The sequence below is a fragment of the Microbulbifer sp. Q7 genome, assembly GCF_001639145.1.
Classification (GTDB): Bacteria; Pseudomonadota; Gammaproteobacteria; order Pseudomonadales; family Cellvibrionaceae; genus Microbulbifer.
The window spans coordinates 797039-814939 of record NZ_LROY01000001.1; the positions used below are offsets into that span (position 1 = coordinate 797039).

Below are 17901 nucleotides of genomic sequence, written 5' to 3' on the forward strand. Positions count from 1 at the left end.
GTGGAAGTCAATTATCGTGTTCTGCGGTACGCGGCTTGGCGTGTTGCAGGGGGCTGTTAGAATCGGGTGGTGTTCGGGCGTGGTTGTCCGGCGGTAACAGTTGCTACCCGGTAGCACCCGGAATACGAGAGCCCATGAAACCCGACCTGATTAAAATGGCGCTGATGCTCGGCTTGCTGAGCTGTGTCGGCCCCTTCGCCATCGACATGTACCTGCCCGCGATGCCGGCCATGGCGGAGGACTACGGTGTGCCGACCGCCATGTCCCAGTACACCCTGGTCTCTTTTTTTATCGCCTTTGGTGCCTGCCAGCTGTTTTATGGGCCGGCCGCGGATATGTTCGGGCGCAAACCACCGCTGTATTTCGGGCTGGTGGTTTTTTTACTGTCTTCGATCGGCTGTGCGCTCGCCCCCACCATCGAGTGGCTGATTGCGCTGCGTTTTGTACAGGGGGTAGGTGCAGCCGCGGTGATGTCGATCCCGCGGGCGATTATCCGTGACCGTTACACCGGTACCGAGGCCACGCGGCTGATGACTACCGTGATGCTGGTCATTTCCATATCCCCGATGCTGGCACCGCTGGTAGGCAGCCTGCTGATGGCGCCATTTGGCTGGCCTTCGGTGTTTTATGCGGTGGCGCTGGCGACGGTAGCGAGCCTGTTACTGATCCGCTTTGCCCTGCCGGAAACCCTGCCGGTGGATCAGCGGGTGCCGGTAAATCCCGCGGCGATGCTGGGCGCGTTTCGTGTGCTGTTCCGGGATAGTTACTTTATGGGGATGACGCTGATCGGCGGCATGGGCACGGCGGGCTTTTTCTCTTTCCTTTCCGTTGCGGCATTTTTGTATACGGACTATTACGGACTGACCCCCTCCCAGTTCAGCCTGGCCTTTGCCGTGAATGCGCTGGGCTTTTTCGCAACGAGCCAGTTTGCCGCCAACCTGTGTGAGCGTTTTGGTGGTGTGAGTGTGGTGAAGTGGGCGGTTGCCGGTTTCGCGCTCAGCGGTTTACTTCACCTGCTGCTCAACCTGATGGGTGTTGACGACTTTGCTGTGCTGGTGGCGATGCTGTTATTGGCCAATGCGTTTCTCGGCCTGGTCGTGCCGACCACCATGGTCCTGTCACTGGATGACCACGGCCCCATTGCGGGAACCGCGGCAGCACTCGGCGGAACGCTGCAGATGATGCTGGGCGCCGTCGCCATTGGCATCGTGAGTGCCGTGTTTGACGGTGCACCGCGGACACTGGTGGTCGCGATTGCGGTCTGCGGTGCGGTGGCGGTGTTGCTGTCGGTGATGACCCTGCGCCAGCCCTCGCATGCCGTCACCACTTGAGGCCCAGTGGATTTGTCGGTCAGTAACAGAAGCGCCCGGCGAGCACCGGGCGCTTCTGTTTAGCGGCGGATCATTTAGCGGTTCATCATAGGCGCGTCCAAGCGTCGCTCCAGTTGGTACCGGTGCCCGGTGCGTAATGGAAGGCGCTGTTGATATTGCACCACTGCCCTTCCGGGGCGGGGCGGCACCGGTAACGGTTGCCGTCGCTGCTCAGCACTACCGTCTCTCCGGGTACGTAACTACCGATGCCTGCAGGGTAGGCGTAGTCGTAATCACCGCCACCGCCCGTATCACCACCGTCGTCACCGCCAGTATCTGCCGGCTGGATATCCACCTCGTGGCTCAGGTTTAAATCGGCCGGCGTGTACACCCGGTTCTCCGTTGCACTCGATCGCGGTGTGATGGTATCGCTGGAGGGGTCGAGGACACCGATGCGCGCATACTGGGACTGGCTGTTGACCCGGTTGGCAAATGCCAGTGCCCATTCCGCAGCGGTCGAATCCTGCGTTAGCTGCAAGGCGACGGTTTCCATGTCGTTGCCGCTGCTATTGAACAACCGCAAGCTTATCTGGCTGCCAGACGCGAGGTCTGACTGTGCCTGCAGTGGGCCTTGATCCGCCCAGACACTGGGTGTGCCGTCACCGAGTACCACATCGGTACAGGTATAAAAGGCTTCCGTGCTGTCAGAGCGCTGCCAGGTGGTATAGATCACATGCTTGCCGGTCAGCTCGGGCAGGGGGCAGGTCAGGGTGTACCGTTTATCGGCCCCTACGGGGATATTGCCCAAACGACAGAACTCGAACAGGTCACCCCATTTCAGCGGATCGGCACCGGTGTAGCCGGAGCGGGTGATATAGAACACCCATTCATCCGTGGCGTGTGGCGCTGTTGCCCAGAAGGTGAAGTCAAACGTGCCATCGGCCTTGGGGGTGATCGGCGTTGCCTGCCAGTCGCTTCGTGCCAGGTCCATGCCCGCGTATTTGCTGCGCCCACCGGAGCAGAGCTGCCCGTCCGGTACCAGTGCGCGGTGATTGCCCGCGGCATTGGCCTGATTGATTTCGTTCCAGTCGTAGAACGGCTGTGTACCGCCGAGGGCCTTGGCCGCAGCACAGGCGGGGTCGGCGGGGTTTTCCGGATTGTTCAGGAAGCAGTTGTAGATGCGGCTCTCCGGAACTTCCATGGTGCCGTGGCTGTGGGCATCGAGGCCGGGGAGTGCGCACAATGCGAACAAGGTAAGCGCGCGCAGCGCGCCGCTACCTTGCTGGCTGCTGGCCTGTGAACGCCGTATTCGCGAAGATTTGTTGGTGTGATGCATGACAGATTTCCTTAAATTTATTGTTAATTATGTTTTTCGGAGCGAAGCGTGCACGCCGCCTACGAAAAAATGACAACGCTGTCTTCGCGGCGTCATGCTAATGGAATTTGTGTGGGTGGTTGGGGAATGGAGCGTCAAAACTTATGCACCCCACGGGGTGTGGGCCAATTGTGTGACGGGGTGCTTGTTTTGGCAGAGCCAGTGGCTGGTTGAGCGCGACACGACGGTGTTGGGATGCCGCTAAACGTCGTGCTGTGCCAGCCGCTCCGCCACATGGTCTGAATCCAGCCCCTGGTCCGCACCTGAAGCGCGGGCAGGCTGCGGATCCTGGTGCAGTGCCATCAAGCGCCCCTGACCAATATCCAGGGGCGCCCTGAGGATTGGCGATGGGTTGCCACCCTGCGTCGCGCGAGCGGGGTGCCAGTAGCAGAAATCGCGGTATACAAGCTGGGTTTCCACATCGAAGATGCCCTCGCGACCCCGGTAGCTGCCGGGATTGCGAATCGCGTTCGCAGCGGGGTCCAATGTTTCCCTTTGCCAGATTGGCGTATCCGGTTCGCTCTCGTCCAGCAGCGCCAGCAGCTGTCCATCATCATCGGTGACGCAGTACTGCAGTGGATTGTTCGCACTGCCTGTTTCACTGTCGCCGTTCGAACGGTCGAGTGAGCGCGCCACCAGAGCAGAACTGATGGGGTGATGGAGGTAGTGAAAGCGCGTTCGCTGGCCGTCCCGCACAGTTACCTCGCTCCACAGGCTGAGACCGGACCAGTGACTGAGCACCCGCTGTTGTCGCCGCGAGCGACGATGGGTACTGCTTTTGGCGACCCGTCGCCCAAAAGGGTCGTAGTGGAAATAGGTTTTGAAATCACCGCATTCGGTGCTGTGCAGGAGTCCCCAGCCATCGTATTGGTAGTGATAGTGCGACACTTCGCCGTGGTCTCGGCGCACTTCGTCAACCACATTGCCGCGCGGGTCGAGCCCCGTGTGTCCGTTTGCCGCACGCAGCAGAAACTGTGCGGGAGCGGTTGGCACCTTAGCGGGATGTTGGCGACTCTGGAGGGGTAATCGATGTTGTCCGTTCAGGGTAATGGTCGTAAGCACGCCGGCTTCATACTGTTTGACGACCTCGTGCTCGCCCAGGCTCCAGGCCACGCTATTTTCCCGTTGCTCACAGCGCAGTACCAGCTTGCCATTGGCATCGATACCGTAAAGATTCCCGCTGGCGGCAAACGTGTAGGTGACATTGAGGCTGTCGGAACTGGAGCTGCGCAGCCAGCCCCGGCTGTCATACTGGTGGTTGATACTGAGACTCTCGCTGCGATTTTCCAGCTGCAGGTCGCGGTGCTCGGCGATGAGCAAACCGCGCTGATCGTAGCGGTAGCGGAGGGTGCAGCAGTCGTTTGTCGCCTGCAGCAGGCGACCGTGAGTATCGAAATGGAAGTTGCACTGCTGCCCGTTATTGTTGCGGATCTGATTTAGGGTGCCGCGGGCGTTGTAGGCCAGAAACCAGTGGTTATCACTGTCGCGGTATTCAGTGACGCGACCGCCGAGATCGTACAGCCACTCCCGCTGTTGATGGCCCCCATCGCCGAAAAACTGACTCAACTGGCCGAAGGCATCGTATTGCCAGCGGAATTGCGTATTGCCGGCGTGTAGCCGGATAAGCTGCCGGCGCGGATTGTAATCCAGCTGCCAGGGAGTGCCCGCAGCAAAACGAATATGACGCACAAGGCCGAGTTCATCGTATTGCCACTGAAGCTGCGTTTCTCCGTGATATTCGATGGCGCAGGGGCGGTGATGGTCATCGCAGCGCAGGGTCCAGGTTTGTGCCCCCAATGTGCTTTTGCAGAGAGTGCCGAAAATGTCGTATTCCCAGCTGTGTACCGTTGCGGTGTCTGAGTTACCTGCGTCAAACGCCCGCGGCCGTCCCCGCTCGTCATACTGCCAGCGATATCGACGGTCGCCCTGTTGCAATTCCCGCAGTTGCCCCTGTGCATCCCAATGCAGGCTCACACAGCCATCTTCCGGATCTTTGAGTTGGCGCAGCTGGCCTTTGTCATCGTAGTCGCAGTGCCACTGGTTGCCCGCGGGATCGACCACCTGCGTGGGCCGCGAGTGTTCCTGGTAGGAAAACTTCCAGACGGCAGAGGGGCCGTCGGGGCCGCTGATCCCGCTGGCCAGCAATCGCCCCCTGGCATCGTAAATGTAATGCTGGTGTACGCCGTGGCGGGTGCGGCGCACAAGCCGGCCAAATTCATCGTGGCGCAATAAAGTGGATGCCCCCGTACTATCTACCTGTAGGCACAGATTGGAATAGAAATCGTAGCGTCGACGGGTCTCGCGCCCATGTTGCCGGCGGCTTATGGTATTTCCGCGGGTGTCGAACTGCCACTGGATATCGTGTTGGTCATCAACCGACAGGGTGCACGCGCGTCGTCCCGATGACCAGCGCAGCAGGTACTGCTGGCGCCCCACACTGAGTTGGCGACAGCGTTCTATACCGTCGTAGGTGAATGCAAGGTGGCCGATTTCATCGCTGCGCAGTTTGCAGAGTCGTCCCTGTTCGTAGGAGTAAGATTCACTGCGGCGTGATGCATGGTTTGCGTGGGTGCAGTTATTGCTGACTGCCGTACCAAGGCACTGCTCGTCATCAAACTGGTAATCACACAGAGGCGCATGATCCGAGCTTTCTGGGGAGTCGAAAATTTTTTGTAGACACCCCTGCCGGTAAACAAAATAGAGGGTGCGCCCCCAGGATGTCACGATCTTGTGGGGCCGCCCCTCCTGATAATCTATTGTCAGGGTGTTGCCGAAGCCATCCCGGATCTCGCTGAGAGGAACACTACGGCCGGCGCCATCTGCGCGAAAAATTTTATCCGGTTGATCGAATGCCGAGATTCGGAAACTGTGCAGGCTCTGTCGCAGCAGGCAAAGTCGCTCGCTGCGATTGAAACTACCGTGGCCGATGGCCGGCAGATCGAAAGCAATACAGCGTCCTTCGGCGGTATTGAGTATGACCTTGTTACTGTCGGCTCCCGGCTCCGGAAGTTGCAGTTGCTCGCTGAGTGTGTGCCGCCATCCCTGGCCCAGGCCCTGATTACCATCGACACTTTGTCGATAGAAGCGTTGCCAGGAAAAATTGAATGGCCCGGAGAGGACAAAGTCAGTGCGTTCAAAAGCGACCTCCCCATTAAATGCGATCACGTGGCCAAGGACAGTGGTGGCCTGAACGATATCTGGGGTAGGCTCACCGCGAAAATTGGTGCCAGGGTAGTTACAGAGCTGAACGGGTGTCTTATCCGGTAGGTGGAGAATGGCTGGGCTGGTGAAATTTGTCAGGCAGTAATCGATCGGTTTGATAGTCGGAGCACTGGGCCACAGCGGATTTTTCACCTCGACTGGTACGGCTGTTCCATTTCCAGGTTTGCGTAACCATTGGCAGATAGCAAAAACATCGCTCGGGGATGGAGGCTGCTGCGGCGGGGCGAGGTCAGCGAGAACGGAAGGAATAAAACCGACCAGACTTTCCGGTGTCATTGGGCTTACTCAATTAATAGGGTTTGGGCCGAAACTTGTAACGTGTTTGATTAGCGCTGTGTCTTTCTTATAGTGATGTCACCTTTCTGCTTCGGCTTTAGCGTGACTGGATTTCCTGAGAACTCAACAACCGCATCCGCGCGATTGCAGAACTCAATGATCCCTGCGCTGATATTGTCACGTCCGCCGCGCTGGTTGGCATCATCGATAAAGTGGTACACACATTCCAGCGCGGGACGATAGGTTGCCATAACCCGCTGTATTTCATGATCGCACAAGTATTCAGTCAGGCCGTCACTGCACAATAAAAGCAGTGCGCTTTCCTTTAATGTCCAGCTATTGATGGTGGCTTCGACCTTCTCGGCGACACCCAGTGCACGGGTAATATGATTGCGTACTTGGGACGACTGTGCCTGTTCCCGGGTCAGCTGCCCGGAATCAATCATCTGCTGAACCACACTGTGATCCTTGGTCAATGGCTGCAGGCCGTAGTTGTTCCAGAGGTAGGCACGGGAGTCACCGATATGCGCCACCACCAGGAAATCCTGCCAGATCACAGCGCTCACCAGGGTAGTGCCCATATGGGAAAACTGCGGATGGCGCTGTTTTTTATCGAGAATTTTTCGATTGGCCACACCAATGGCGTCAACAAGAGCTGTACGCAGCATCAGCTGTTGTTGCTGTGGTGAGCAGGAGAGAAAAATGGCGTTAAGTAATTTGTCGAGCTGGTCCTGAAGAGTGTCGGCGGCGATGTTACTCGCCATGGCGCCGCCACTGTATCCCCCCATACCGTCTGCAACGACAACATAAGCAAAGGGATGATCCTCGCTACTATGGCAGCGGATACTGTCTTCATTTTCCTCTCGCACCTGGCCGATATCGGTGCGTCCGTTGACAGCCAGCCTGATGGGCTCCATGTCTGTCATTACTCCATGACCTGTCCGTAAAAACGAGATTCCGTTCCGCGCGCGAGCGAAATTCCATAAATGTAATGAGTTAATGTTAACGCGCTAACGAGTAACGTTTGAATTTTTTTTACTGGTTTTGCAATAATGCGTGCCCTTCCATAGTAACGGATGCGCAACTGGTACGGTTGTGCAAATTAAAAGGAATTATCGGCAAGATGCCCCGTCTCCCGAGACTCAATCTGATTGATATTCCCCAGCATATCGTGCAGGTAGGCCATAACAACTTGCCCTGTTTTTATGCTGAGGAGGATTATCAATTTTATCTGTGCAGCCTGCGCAATGCGGCAGACCAGTATCGGGTCGAGGTGCATGCCTATGTATTGTTGCCGAATATGATCCAGATCATCGCTACACCAAGAGTGCCAGACGGTATTTCTTCGATGATGCAATCTTTGGGGCGGCGTTATGTGCAGTTTGTCAATCACAAGTACAAACGTTCCGGAACGCTCTGGGCGGGGCGCTATAAGTCCAGTCTGATCGATTCGGATGCGTATCTTCTAACCTGCTATCGCTATGTGGAATTGCGTCCACTGTACCTTGGGTTGGCAGATTCCCTGGGTGCCTATCCGTGGTCCAGCTTCAGTCATCACGCTAGTAATGAAGCAAGTGATGTGATTACCGACCACCGTCTTTATCTGAAGCTGGGTGAAACCCCGCAACAGCGTGCCGAGGCCTATCGCAAGCTTTTCCGCTATCGCTTCGATCGGCGATTGCTCGAGTACATTGCTGAGACCATCAAGCTCGGCCAGATACTCGGAGGCGATGTATTCAAGGACAAAATTGAACAGATCGCTAACCAGCGAGTGCGCCCCCTGAAGCGAGGAAGGCCGCGGAAAAATACCACGCGCAAAACCGACGCGGATGCTCCGGTAACCGCGCGTGCTGATAGCGCTCGGACCCGGAATACAGAATTGATACCACCACCAAAAGAAAAACCAGATGCAACGGGGGGCGCCACCGGGGAGGAGAAGCCCGTGGCTATACCAGTGACCATGGATACCGGCGTATGAGCAGGGCGACGTTAAACACCTCGGGAACGATTTTTGGTGAGCAGGCTGATCACGGGTCGACTTTGCACCGTGGTACCAGTTTGAAGGTTGCGATACTGGGCGACTTCAGTGGCCGAGGCAGTGGTAAGCGATGTGACCCCGGCAGTATTGCCACGCGGAGGGCTTATCCACTACGCAAAGATAATTTTGAACTGTTGTTCGAGCAGTTACAGGTAAGTATTCGCCTTCCGCTCATGGAACAGCCGTTACACCTGCTGGAGTTCGACGACTTGCATCCGGATTATCTGTATCAGCGGGTACCCCTATTCAAGAAATTTATCGAGCTGGAAAAACAGCTACTGACACCGGCGGACTTTTCTCGCGCCGCCGATGAAATCCAGCAGTGGCGACCGGAGCTGGCAGCGCTGGACTCATCTGCACACCATACCGCAGGTGGACTGTCGGCACGCTCGATGCTGGATGCGATTCTCTCCGGGCAGGCGTACCAGGAGGAATACCAGTCCAGTGCCACGGGGCAGATCGATCAACTGATCAAAGACATCGTTGCTCCTTATGTGCAGCAAAAACCAGACGTTAACCAGGGCGTATATCTGGAGGCGGTTGCCCAGGCTGCGTCCGAAGCCATGCGCAAGATCATGCACCACAGTGATTTTCGTCAGATAGAGGCCAGCTGGCGAAGCCTGCACCTGTTGCTGCGTCGCCTCGAGGATCACCCCGGCCTGGAGCTTCACCTGATCGATGTCAGCAAGGAAGAGATACTGGCGGACCTGTCGCAGGCAGAAGATGATCTGGAAAAATCGCAGCTGTTCCAGCGTCTGGTCACAGGTGAGGCCGTGGCCGGGGGAATGCCCTACAACCTGATCCTGGGGGATTTCTTTATCGAGGATCAAGAGCGGGATCTGCATATGCTGATCGATCTGGCCACCATCGCCGAAGCCGCAGGTAGCGCATTGCTGATGGGGGGCGACAGCCGCCTCGCCGGCTGCGCCAATCTCGCCGGTTCCATGGATCCCGATGACTGGAATTACCCGCTGTCGGAAGAGTTCGCCAGCAGCTGGCAGGCCGTGCGTGAATACGATGCCTGCGCACATATAGCACTGGCTGCTCCCCGCTTTATGTTGCGCCTGCCCTATGGTGCGGATACCGCACGTACCGAGACCTTCAAGTTTGAAGAGCTCACCCCTGAGCTTGGCCACCAGTACTATCTGTGGGGCAATGGTGCCTACCTACTGGCACTCTCCTTGTGTAGAGAGTTTGTCGCCCGCGGTCAGCCTGCCGTCATCGCTTCCGATATTTACTCCGACCTTCCCCTGCATTTGCGCCGCCTACCCCAGGGGCCGTGGATGACGCCCTGTGCGGAAGCCCTGATGACAGATGCTGGTGCCGCACGTTTTCAATCTGCTGGCCTGTCCACCCTGCGCTCGGTGCAGGGCCGGGATCAAATTGTGTTGCCAAAACTACAGTCCCTTGCCGGAACCCCGCTCTGCGGGCCTTGGAGTTGAACGTCATGGATTTAATCCTCTCTGTGGTTGCCGATCCGGAAGGCGCCAACATGATCAAGCACACCAAGTTGTTCAGTAGCGCCGGAGGCAGCTTTGGACGCGCCGATAGTAATGATTGGGTCCTACCCGATCCCCAGCGTGTGGTTTCATCGCGTCACGGTGAGATCCAGTTTGCGAACAACCAGTTTTACCTGATCGATCAGAGTACCAATGGGACCTATCACAATCAGTCAGAGGACCCACTGGGCAAGGGCAACCGTGTTGCCCTGACGGATGGCGATGCAATTGTCCTCGGAGACTACCGGCTGAAAGTCAGTATTCGCCAGGCCAGGGCCGAAGCAGGATTGCCCGATGGCCTGGGTGGGGCTGATTTCCTAGACAGCGCGGACCGAACCACATTCAGCCCGGCGGCAGCGGCAAAAATGCAAACCGCCCAGGAAGCAAAGCAGTTGGATAGCTGGCTGGATCCCACTGCAGGCAATACCGGGGGGAATATGGGAGCAGGTGCGGGCGCCAGCAGCAATCCGAGCGGCGAATGGGGATACCTGACCGGTGCGCCGTGCAGCGAGTCGATGGACGGCTTTCTCGGTCAGGAAGCACCCAGCGATCCACTGGAAATGCTGAATGTTCCTGGTGCGGGTATTGTGCCGCCCGTGGCGTCCGCTGATCATTGGGGAGGCGATGATGACTGGTGGAAAGAGGGCAGCGCCGCAGATCACGCACCCGTACATAGCCACGCGATGCAGTTTTCGGTACAGCAGTCGGGTCAGTCTGCGCTGCAGAGTCCTCCGCTGGCGCCCCCGCAACCCAATTCCATGACGGGGAGCGCGCAGCATCAATCTTTCGGCACCGTAGCCGAGACTCCGCAGCCGCTTGTTACCCCGGCGCCCACCGCCAACAATCCCTTCGCCGATTCACTCTCTGCATTGGTGAGTGAGCAGGTGCAGGGTGCCCCGGGTTTTGATACACCCGCAGCGCCCGATTCCGAGCCGATGGTTGCCCCCGCTGTCGCCCCGTCCACTGGCGCTCCTGTTACCCCATTGACCGCCGCTGGGTTCGCCGGTGCTTCACAGCAATTTGCGCCTGTCCCGGCGCCATCCCAGAGTGCGCAGCCGCAGCCGCAAGGCTCGATTCAAGGGAACATGCTGGCAGAAAGGCTCGGTCTCAATTTGCGTGCGGAGCAGCTCCAGCATCTGGATCAGCAGTCCGCGGAGATTATCGAGGAAACCGTGTCGCGACTGATCGACCTGTTACGTGCACGCACCAGCATAAAAAACGAGTTGCGCGTGCAGCGCACCATGATACAGACCGAGGCGAATAATCCACTCAAGTTCAGTGCCAGTGCGGCCGATGCGCTGGCCGCCATGTTTGCAGGCAACGGTGCATTCCTGCAGCCGGTAGAAGCGGTGCGCGACAGTTTTGATGACCTGTCGGATCATCAGGTGGCAGTGCTTTCCGGAATGCGCGCCGGCTACGATGCGATGTTGCGTTTTTTCAGCCCGGAATCTATCGAGCGGCGCAATGGTGCGCAGGGCGGTGTCTTTTCCAGTAAGGGCGCGCGCAACTGGGACAATTTTGTAGAGATGTACCGGCAGCTGATCAGCGACCCGGAAGCCTGCTACCGACGTCTTTTTGGTGATGAATTTGCTGTTACGTACGAAAGTCAGTTATCCGAACTCAAGAACGCGCGCAGTTTTGGCAAAGGCCAATGATAAGAAAAACGATGTTTATAAAGCTGTAAAAATCAAACGGTGCCCGCAGGGCTGCCGGCGAACATATGGAGATCACTGTGGAAAGTAAAAAGATAGTTCAACGACTGGTTGTGATCGCGCTGGTCATGGGGCTCGTGGCCTGTCAGACCACTCGCCGCACATTGAACCTGGATACCAGCATTGCGCTGGCGGTCGAGATCGAAAATGACGTAAACCCGGATAGCGATGGACGTGCCTCACCGGTAGTCGTACGGGTATTCATGCTTGCCGATGATCGTCAGTTTTCCCGTGAAGATTTTCTCAACTTGTATGAAAACGCCGAATCCCGTCTCGGCAAGGACCTGATTGATACAGTCGTTCTCAAGGAGTTCGCTCCGGGAGAGCAGCGGGTCGAACAGCTGGCACTCACTCCAGAAGTTAGATATATCGGCCTGTTGGCGGAGTTTGTCCAGTATCAGGATGCTGATGCGCTGATGTTGTTGCCGATTATCGATCACAGAAAGAATGAATATGCGATCACTCTTGAGGGTACGCGCATGGCTTCTACAGAAGCCCTTGATATGCGTCGCCGTGCTGCCCGTGGTGAATCGAAAAAAGACAACACGGTAACCATTTCGAGCGCAGAGTATGAGCGACTGCGCAAGCTGCAGCAGTCCGGAAAGTAAATCGGAAATTCGATCTCATCCAATCCGCAAGGCAACTGCCTGGCGCCGCAACAAGGACAGCGTATGTCGGCGAATAATAAGGTTATCTGGAGCGAGGGAATGTTCCTTCGTCCACAGCACTTCCAGCAACAGGACCGCTATCTGGAACAGCTGGTCGAGGCCCGCACGGGTGCCCTGGGCCCCTATACGTGGGGACTGCTGGAACTGGCCATCGACAGCGAACCGCTGGCCATGGGAAAAATTTCTCTATCCCGAATCAGTGGAATTTTTCCCGATGGCACCCCGGTGTTGGCGCCGGAGAATGAAAACCTGCCGGATGTGCTGGATGTGCCGGTTAATACCCGGGATGAAACTGTCTACCTGTGTGTGCCGATGAAGCGGCCGGGAAGCCAGGAGTCGGTCAGAGACCAGGAAGATTTTCCCCAGGCACGCTATCAGGCCGCCAACTTCGACGCGCGTAACAGCGCCTCCACTTCCGGCGAGGCGGCACGGATTCAGGTGGGCAAACTGCGGGCCTGCCTGAAGCTCGGCAGTGAGGATCTCAGCGGCTATGCGGCAATCGGTATTACCCGTATTCGCGAGCGGCAGCCGGAAAAGCCGGTTGAACTGGATACCGATTACATCCCGCCGCTGTTAAACGCTGATGCCTCTCCGGTACTCAAAGCGTATATCGAAGAAGTGAAGGGCTTGCTGGATCATCGTGGTACTGCACTTGGCCATCGCCTGGCAGACAGCGGTCGCAGTGGCTCTGCTGAGATCGCCGATTATCTTTTACTGCAGGTTATCAACCGTGTTGAGCCTCTGCTCAAACAGATCACCGGACAGCCCCGGCTGCATCCGCACAGTCTGTTCCTGGAGCTGTTGCAGCTCGCTGGCGAGCTCTCCACATTTACTGCCGCCAACAAACGACCGCCGGAAATCCCGCGTTATATGCACGAAAACCTGCAGCAGAGTTATGTGGGATTGTTTTCCGCATTGCGACAATCCCTTTCCACAGTCCTCGAGCAGACCGCCATCGCCATGGAGCTGGTGCAACGTAAGTTCGGGATATATGTGGCGCCGGTAACGGATCCGTCTCTGGTCAAAACCGCGAGCTTTGTGATGGCGGCAAAGGCGGATATGCCTGGAGACCTGCTGCGCAGCCGGTTTCCCAGTCAGGCAAAAGTCGCGCCGGTGGAGGCAATCCGTGAACTCATTTCCGCGCAGTTGCCGGGCCTGTCTATTCGTGCACTACCGGTCGCGCCACGGCAGATTCCTTACCATGCTGGCTTTACCTATTTCGAACTCGAGCGGACGGGCGAGCTATGGCAGGCAATGCAGCGCTCCGGTGGGTTCGCGGTACATCTGGGAGCGGAGTTCCCCGGCCTTACTATGGAACTGTGGGCAATAAGGAATAACTGAACATGAGTAATGATGCTTATTCAGCGCCCGGTGCTGCAGACCGCACAGTGATGATCCCAACTCCAGGAGCGGCCGCGCCCGCGGGTAGACAGCCGCCCCAGCCACAGCAACCCACGGTCCCCGACATAGCCCTTGGAGAGGTGCGTATACGCAACAGTCTGAATCCGCTGATCTCGGCGGCTTCCAAGTTGCTCGGGGCTATCATCAAGCTCCGTAGCACGATGAACCACACGAATGTGCCGGACCTGCACAAGCGGCTGACCCGGGAGATTCAGAGCTTCGAGCGCGAGGCCAGACAGCTATCCCTCTCCCAGGAAACGGTGCTGACCGCACGATATCTACTGTGCACGGTGGTGGACGAAGTAGTGCTGTCCACTCCCTGGGGTACCGCAAGCGGCTGGAGCCAGCACTCGCTGTTAAGCCTGTTCCACAAAGAAACCTTCGGTGGTGAGAAATGCTTTCTGATCCTGCAGCGCACCCTGGAAACACCGGGATCGCATATTGAACTGCTGGAACTTTTTTACCTGTGTCTCAGCCTTGGCTTCCAGGGCAAGTATCGCCTGGTACAGCGAGGCCATGAGCAGCTGGAACAGATCCGTGACAATTTGTACCGCACTATTGAAAGCCATCGTCCGGCTATGGACCGCGATCTTTCCCCTCGCTGGCAGGGTTGTGTGGATCGCAAGACCAGGCTGATCCATTACGTACCGCTTTGGGTTATTGCCTGTGTGGTGCTCGGCGTTTTGGTAGCCACGTTCAGCGGGTACCGCTGGTGGCTGTATCAGAGCGCAACGCCGGTAGCAGAAGAAATACAGGCACTGATGCCTGAATTGCAGGACAACATTGCGCAGCCGCGCTAGATACGGTTGCTGATTGCCCGGCGCAGAATGGTCTCGGGAACTGGAGTAATTCATGAAACGACTGGCGATTTTTTTCACCAATAAGTGGGTGCTGGGCCTGATTGGCCTGTGTGCGCTCTCGCTTTTGATCTGGTTTGGTGCCGATTACATAAAATTCGGCAGTGATAATGCCACCCTGCCTTCAGGTGCGCGTCTTACCATCATCGTGTTTATGTTTGCAACCTGGCTGGTGTGGAACCTGAGCCAGTGGCTGGTGGAGCGTCGACAGAACCAAGCGTTGATTCAAGGTATTGAAGAATCGCAGGAAGAAGTGGATCCCGACGAGGAGCGGAGCCGCGAAGAGCTGAATGCATTGTCGGAACGTTTTCGCGACGCCATGCAGGTTCTGCGCAAGGCAAGGTTTAAATCCCAGCGTGGTAATGTTTCACTCTATCAGTTGCCCTGGTACATCATTATCGGCCCGCCTGGGTCCGGTAAAACCACTGCACTGGTCAATTCTGGCCTGGAATTTCCGCTCGCACAAAGTCACGGAAAAGAGGCGCTCGGGGGTGTAGGCGGCACTCGGAATTGTGATTGGTGGTTCACCAATGATGCGGTATTGATTGATACCGCCGGTCGCTATACTACGCAGGACAGTCACCGGGTATATGATAATAATGCTTGGAAAGCCTTTCTGAATCTATTGCAGCGCTACCGCCGTCGCCGTCCGATTAATGGGGTGCTGGTCGCGATTAGCCTGCAGGACCTGATGGTGCAGACCACCGAGCAACGCGTACATCAGGCCAAGACAATCCGCGCGCGTATTAATGATCTACAGCAGCAATTGGGGATTCGCTTCCCGATTTACCTCACCTTCACCAAGTGCGATCTCGTTGCAGGCTTCAGCGAATATTTCGATAACCTTTCCCAGGCTGAGCGGGAGCAGGTGTGGGGTATCAGCTTCCCAGAAGAGGCACATGCGGGGGCGGGAGCACCGCTCGATGACTTTGCTAGCGAGTTCCAGGCCTTGATCCAACAGCTCAATCAGAGGGTCCTTTGGCGTGTACATCAGGAGCGGAATGTCGAGAAGCGCGCTCTGTTACAGGGATTCCCTGCGCGCATGGAGAGCCTGCAAAACGTACTGTCCGATTTTGTGAGGCAGGCGTTCAGTGCCAACCGCTACGACACGGTGCCCATGGTACGCGGTGTGTACTTTACCAGTGGCACACAGGAGGGAAGCCCGATTGACCGGATGATGGCCTCGGTGAGTTCCGACTTCGGTCTCGAACGGGATGTGGCGCAGCGATTCCAGGGGGTAGGCAAGAGCTACTTCCTACATCGTCTGTTAAAAGATGTGATATTCCCGGAAGCCGAACTGGTCGGCGTGAACCGCAAGGTTGAGCGCGTTACCCGTTGGCTGCGCGGTTCCGTCTATGTAGCGTCCGGCGCGGCTTTTGTCGGCGCTATATTCCTGTGGACTGGGAGCATCGCGCAGAACCATCGTTATATGGGAGAAGTCCGCAGCAATATCGCGTTTTACGAAGAAGCCAAGAAAAAACTGGGCAGTCGTAAACTCTCTCCCTCGCAAACCCTCGAATTGCTCGCGCCACTGAACGCCGCATCGAGCGTATATCAGAAAGAAGACCATCCCTGGCTCAACAATCTCGGTCTGTACGATGAGAGGGTCGATGCCGCGGCGGACCGCCTTTATCGCCAGCAGCTAGCACTGACGTTTTTGCCGGCCCTGCAGCGTTCCCTGGAACAGCGACTGTTAATGCTCGACAGCGCGGATCCAGCACTACCCCAAACGCTAAAGACCTATTTGATGTTGTTTAATACAGACAGGCGCAGCCTCGAAGATCTAACGGCATATTTCAGCAATGATTGGTCACAGACTCTGTCGGGCGAGGCAGGTAAGCAAGAGCAGATGATGACCCATCTGCAGCGGCTTTTTTCTTCACCGCTGCCGGAGGATCTTGAGCCCAATCAACGGGCCATTGCAACGGCTCGGCAGCAACTGCGCCGTATTCCCGTACCGCAGCGCCTGTACGCACAGATGTTGCGCAGCGATCTGGGGCAGACACAGATCGACCTCTACGGGGAAGTGGGTGGAGATACCGCACAACTGTTTGGCGTCGATCCTGGTGATAGCCGCTTCCATATTCCTTACCTGTATACCAAGGCTGGATATAAGGAGCTGAACTTCGATGCCGATTCACCGCTACTGGATCAGCTGGCAGACGAACGCTGGATATATGGTGGGGAGCTCAGTGGGGAAGATTTCAATGAAGATGACCGCAAGCGGCTTGGAGAGGACGTGAAGCGAATCTATCTCGGCGAATATCAACAGCGCTGGCAGCAGTTCGTATCGGGGTTCCCGATCCAGCGGTTCCAGTCCACCTCACAAGCACTGGATATCTTGTCAAAACTTTCCGACCCTGTGTACTCGCCCCTGCTTGCCATTGTTGAAATCACTTCGGACAACACATTACTGACCCCCCGACCTGAAGTGCCGTTGGACGCGAGTGGCGTACCGCTTCCGGTTTCCAGCACCACCCGTCGCCTCAGCACCGCGGCTGTCAGTGGTGCAGCTAGCAAACTGGCGGATAAATTTCAGCCGACCGTGGTCGACCTTCGGTTTGAGCCGCTGCAAAGGCTGACCCGCAGCGAAAAAAGCCGACCGGCCCGCGTACAGGATTATCTTTCCAGCATCACCCAGCTACAGGCCTATCTGGCGGAGATTGACAGTGGTGTGGATACCGATGAAGTGGCTTTCAACAAGGCCAGGGCTCGCTTCAATGGCGCCGGAGATGCAATCAAGCAATTGCGAGTGAAGGCCGCCAATGCTCCAGCACCGTTTGACCAGTGGCTGGAGGAGATTGCAGACAGCTCCTGGGGATTGGTGATGGCGAAAGCCAAACGCCACATCGACCGCGTATGGCGAGAGCAAGTATACAGTGTGTATAGCCGTAGCCTCGCGGACCGGTTCCCTCTCCGGGCCAGCGGCAGCCAGGAGGCGCCGGTAATGGCGTTCAACAAGTACTTCAAGCCCGGCGGTATCGAGCAGCAGTTCGTACAGGAGTACCTGAAGCCGTTTGTAGATACCCGCAACTGGAGACTTAAGGCCCTGGAAGGCCAGACGTTGGGCATTTCCAGTGGTGCACTGCACCAAATGGAGCGCGCGGAGCGTATCCGGAAAACCCTGTTCAGTCAGGGTGAGCAGGCCGGGTACAGTTTCCGCATAGAGCCAACCAAGCTGGATTCGGGTGTGCGACTGTTTTCACTGGAGCTTGGCAATCAGCGGGTTCCCTATTCACACGGTCCGCGCACGCGCTCCAAACTGGATTGGCGCGGCGGGGAAACGAACCGGGTACGGATTCTGTTTGAGGACCTGAACGAAACCGTACATCGGCAACATTTCGAAGGCGACTGGGCCTGGTACCGACTACTACTGAATTCAGAACTGGAGTCTTCACGCAACGGGTCTGAGCATCTGGTTACTTTCCGAGAATCCGGACGTTCGGCCCAGTTCAAACTTTCTGCAGCCGGCGTGAGTAATCCATTCGATCAAGGCTTGCTGGGCGGATATCGCTGTCCGCAAGTACTGTAATCGGAGCTGGT

General features: G+C 57.0%; 11 protein-coding genes. 8 read left to right on the forward strand and 3 right to left on the reverse strand.

What is annotated here, in order from left to right:
* The first annotated feature begins 134 nt into the window (after positions 1–134).
* Positions 135–1331 (forward strand): multidrug effflux MFS transporter, encoded by a 1197-nt coding sequence (locus tag AU182_RS03225; protein ID WP_066960533.1) that lies wholly within the window; start codon positions 135–137, stop codon positions 1329–1331.
* 85 nt (positions 1332–1416) lie between these two features.
* Here the strand turns inward: AU182_RS03225 and AU182_RS03230 are convergent, their stop codons facing one another.
* The 3 genes from AU182_RS03230 to AU182_RS03245 form a co-directional block, all read right to left on the reverse strand.
* The gene (locus tag AU182_RS03230) at positions 1417–2646 is read right to left on the reverse strand and encodes a lytic polysaccharide monooxygenase (RefSeq protein ID WP_082859176.1); all 1230 of its coding nucleotides are present in this window, start codon (positions 2644–2646) and stop codon (positions 1417–1419) included.
* A 240-nt stretch (positions 2647–2886) separates the two neighbouring features.
* A complete protein-coding gene (locus AU182_RS03235; protein ID WP_193754278.1) occupies positions 2887–6039 on the reverse strand; it encodes a DUF6531 domain-containing protein in 3153 nt (1050 codons plus the stop codon).
* Between the two features lie 194 nt (positions 6040–6233).
* Positions 6234–7100, reverse strand: a complete 867-nt coding sequence (locus AU182_RS03245; RefSeq protein ID WP_066962076.1) for a Stp1/IreP family PP2C-type Ser/Thr phosphatase — start codon at positions 7098–7100, stop codon at positions 6234–6236.
* A 107-nt stretch (positions 7101–7207) separates the two neighbouring features.
* On the opposite strand from AU182_RS03245, the gene AU182_RS03250 reads away from it, so the two are divergent.
* From AU182_RS03250 to tssM, 7 genes are all read left to right on the forward strand, one after another.
* Positions 7208–8161, forward strand: a complete 954-nt coding sequence (locus AU182_RS03250; protein WP_227718100.1) for a transposase — start codon at positions 7208–7210, stop codon at positions 8159–8161.
* 80 nt (positions 8162–8241) lie between these two features.
* Complete coding sequence (locus AU182_RS03255; RefSeq protein ID WP_193754279.1) at positions 8242–9663, forward strand: type VI secretion system contractile sheath domain-containing protein; 1422 nt, start codon at positions 8242–8244, stop codon at positions 9661–9663.
* 5 nt (positions 9664–9668) lie between these two features.
* A complete protein-coding gene (gene tagH, locus AU182_RS03260) occupies positions 9669–11375 on the forward strand; it encodes a type VI secretion system-associated FHA domain protein TagH (protein WP_066960551.1) in 1707 nt (568 codons plus the stop codon).
* A gap of 77 nt (positions 11376–11452) precedes the next feature.
* A complete protein-coding gene (tssJ, locus tag AU182_RS03265; protein ID WP_227718101.1) occupies positions 11453–12040 on the forward strand; it encodes a type VI secretion system lipoprotein TssJ in 588 nt (195 codons plus the stop codon).
* Between the two features lie 63 nt (positions 12041–12103).
* Entirely contained in the window at positions 12104–13441 is a 1338-nt protein-coding gene (tssK, locus tag AU182_RS03270) for a type VI secretion system baseplate subunit TssK (protein ID WP_066960562.1), read from the forward strand.
* Between the two features lie 50 nt (positions 13442–13491).
* A complete protein-coding gene (gene icmH / locus AU182_RS03275) occupies positions 13492–14301 on the forward strand; it encodes a type IVB secretion system protein IcmH/DotU (protein ID WP_227718137.1) in 810 nt (269 codons plus the stop codon).
* Between the two features lie 52 nt (positions 14302–14353).
* Positions 14354–17890 (forward strand): type VI secretion system membrane subunit TssM, encoded by a 3537-nt coding sequence (gene tssM, locus AU182_RS03280; protein WP_066960565.1) that lies wholly within the window; start codon positions 14354–14356, stop codon positions 17888–17890.
* Positions 17891–17901 lie beyond the last annotated feature (11 nt).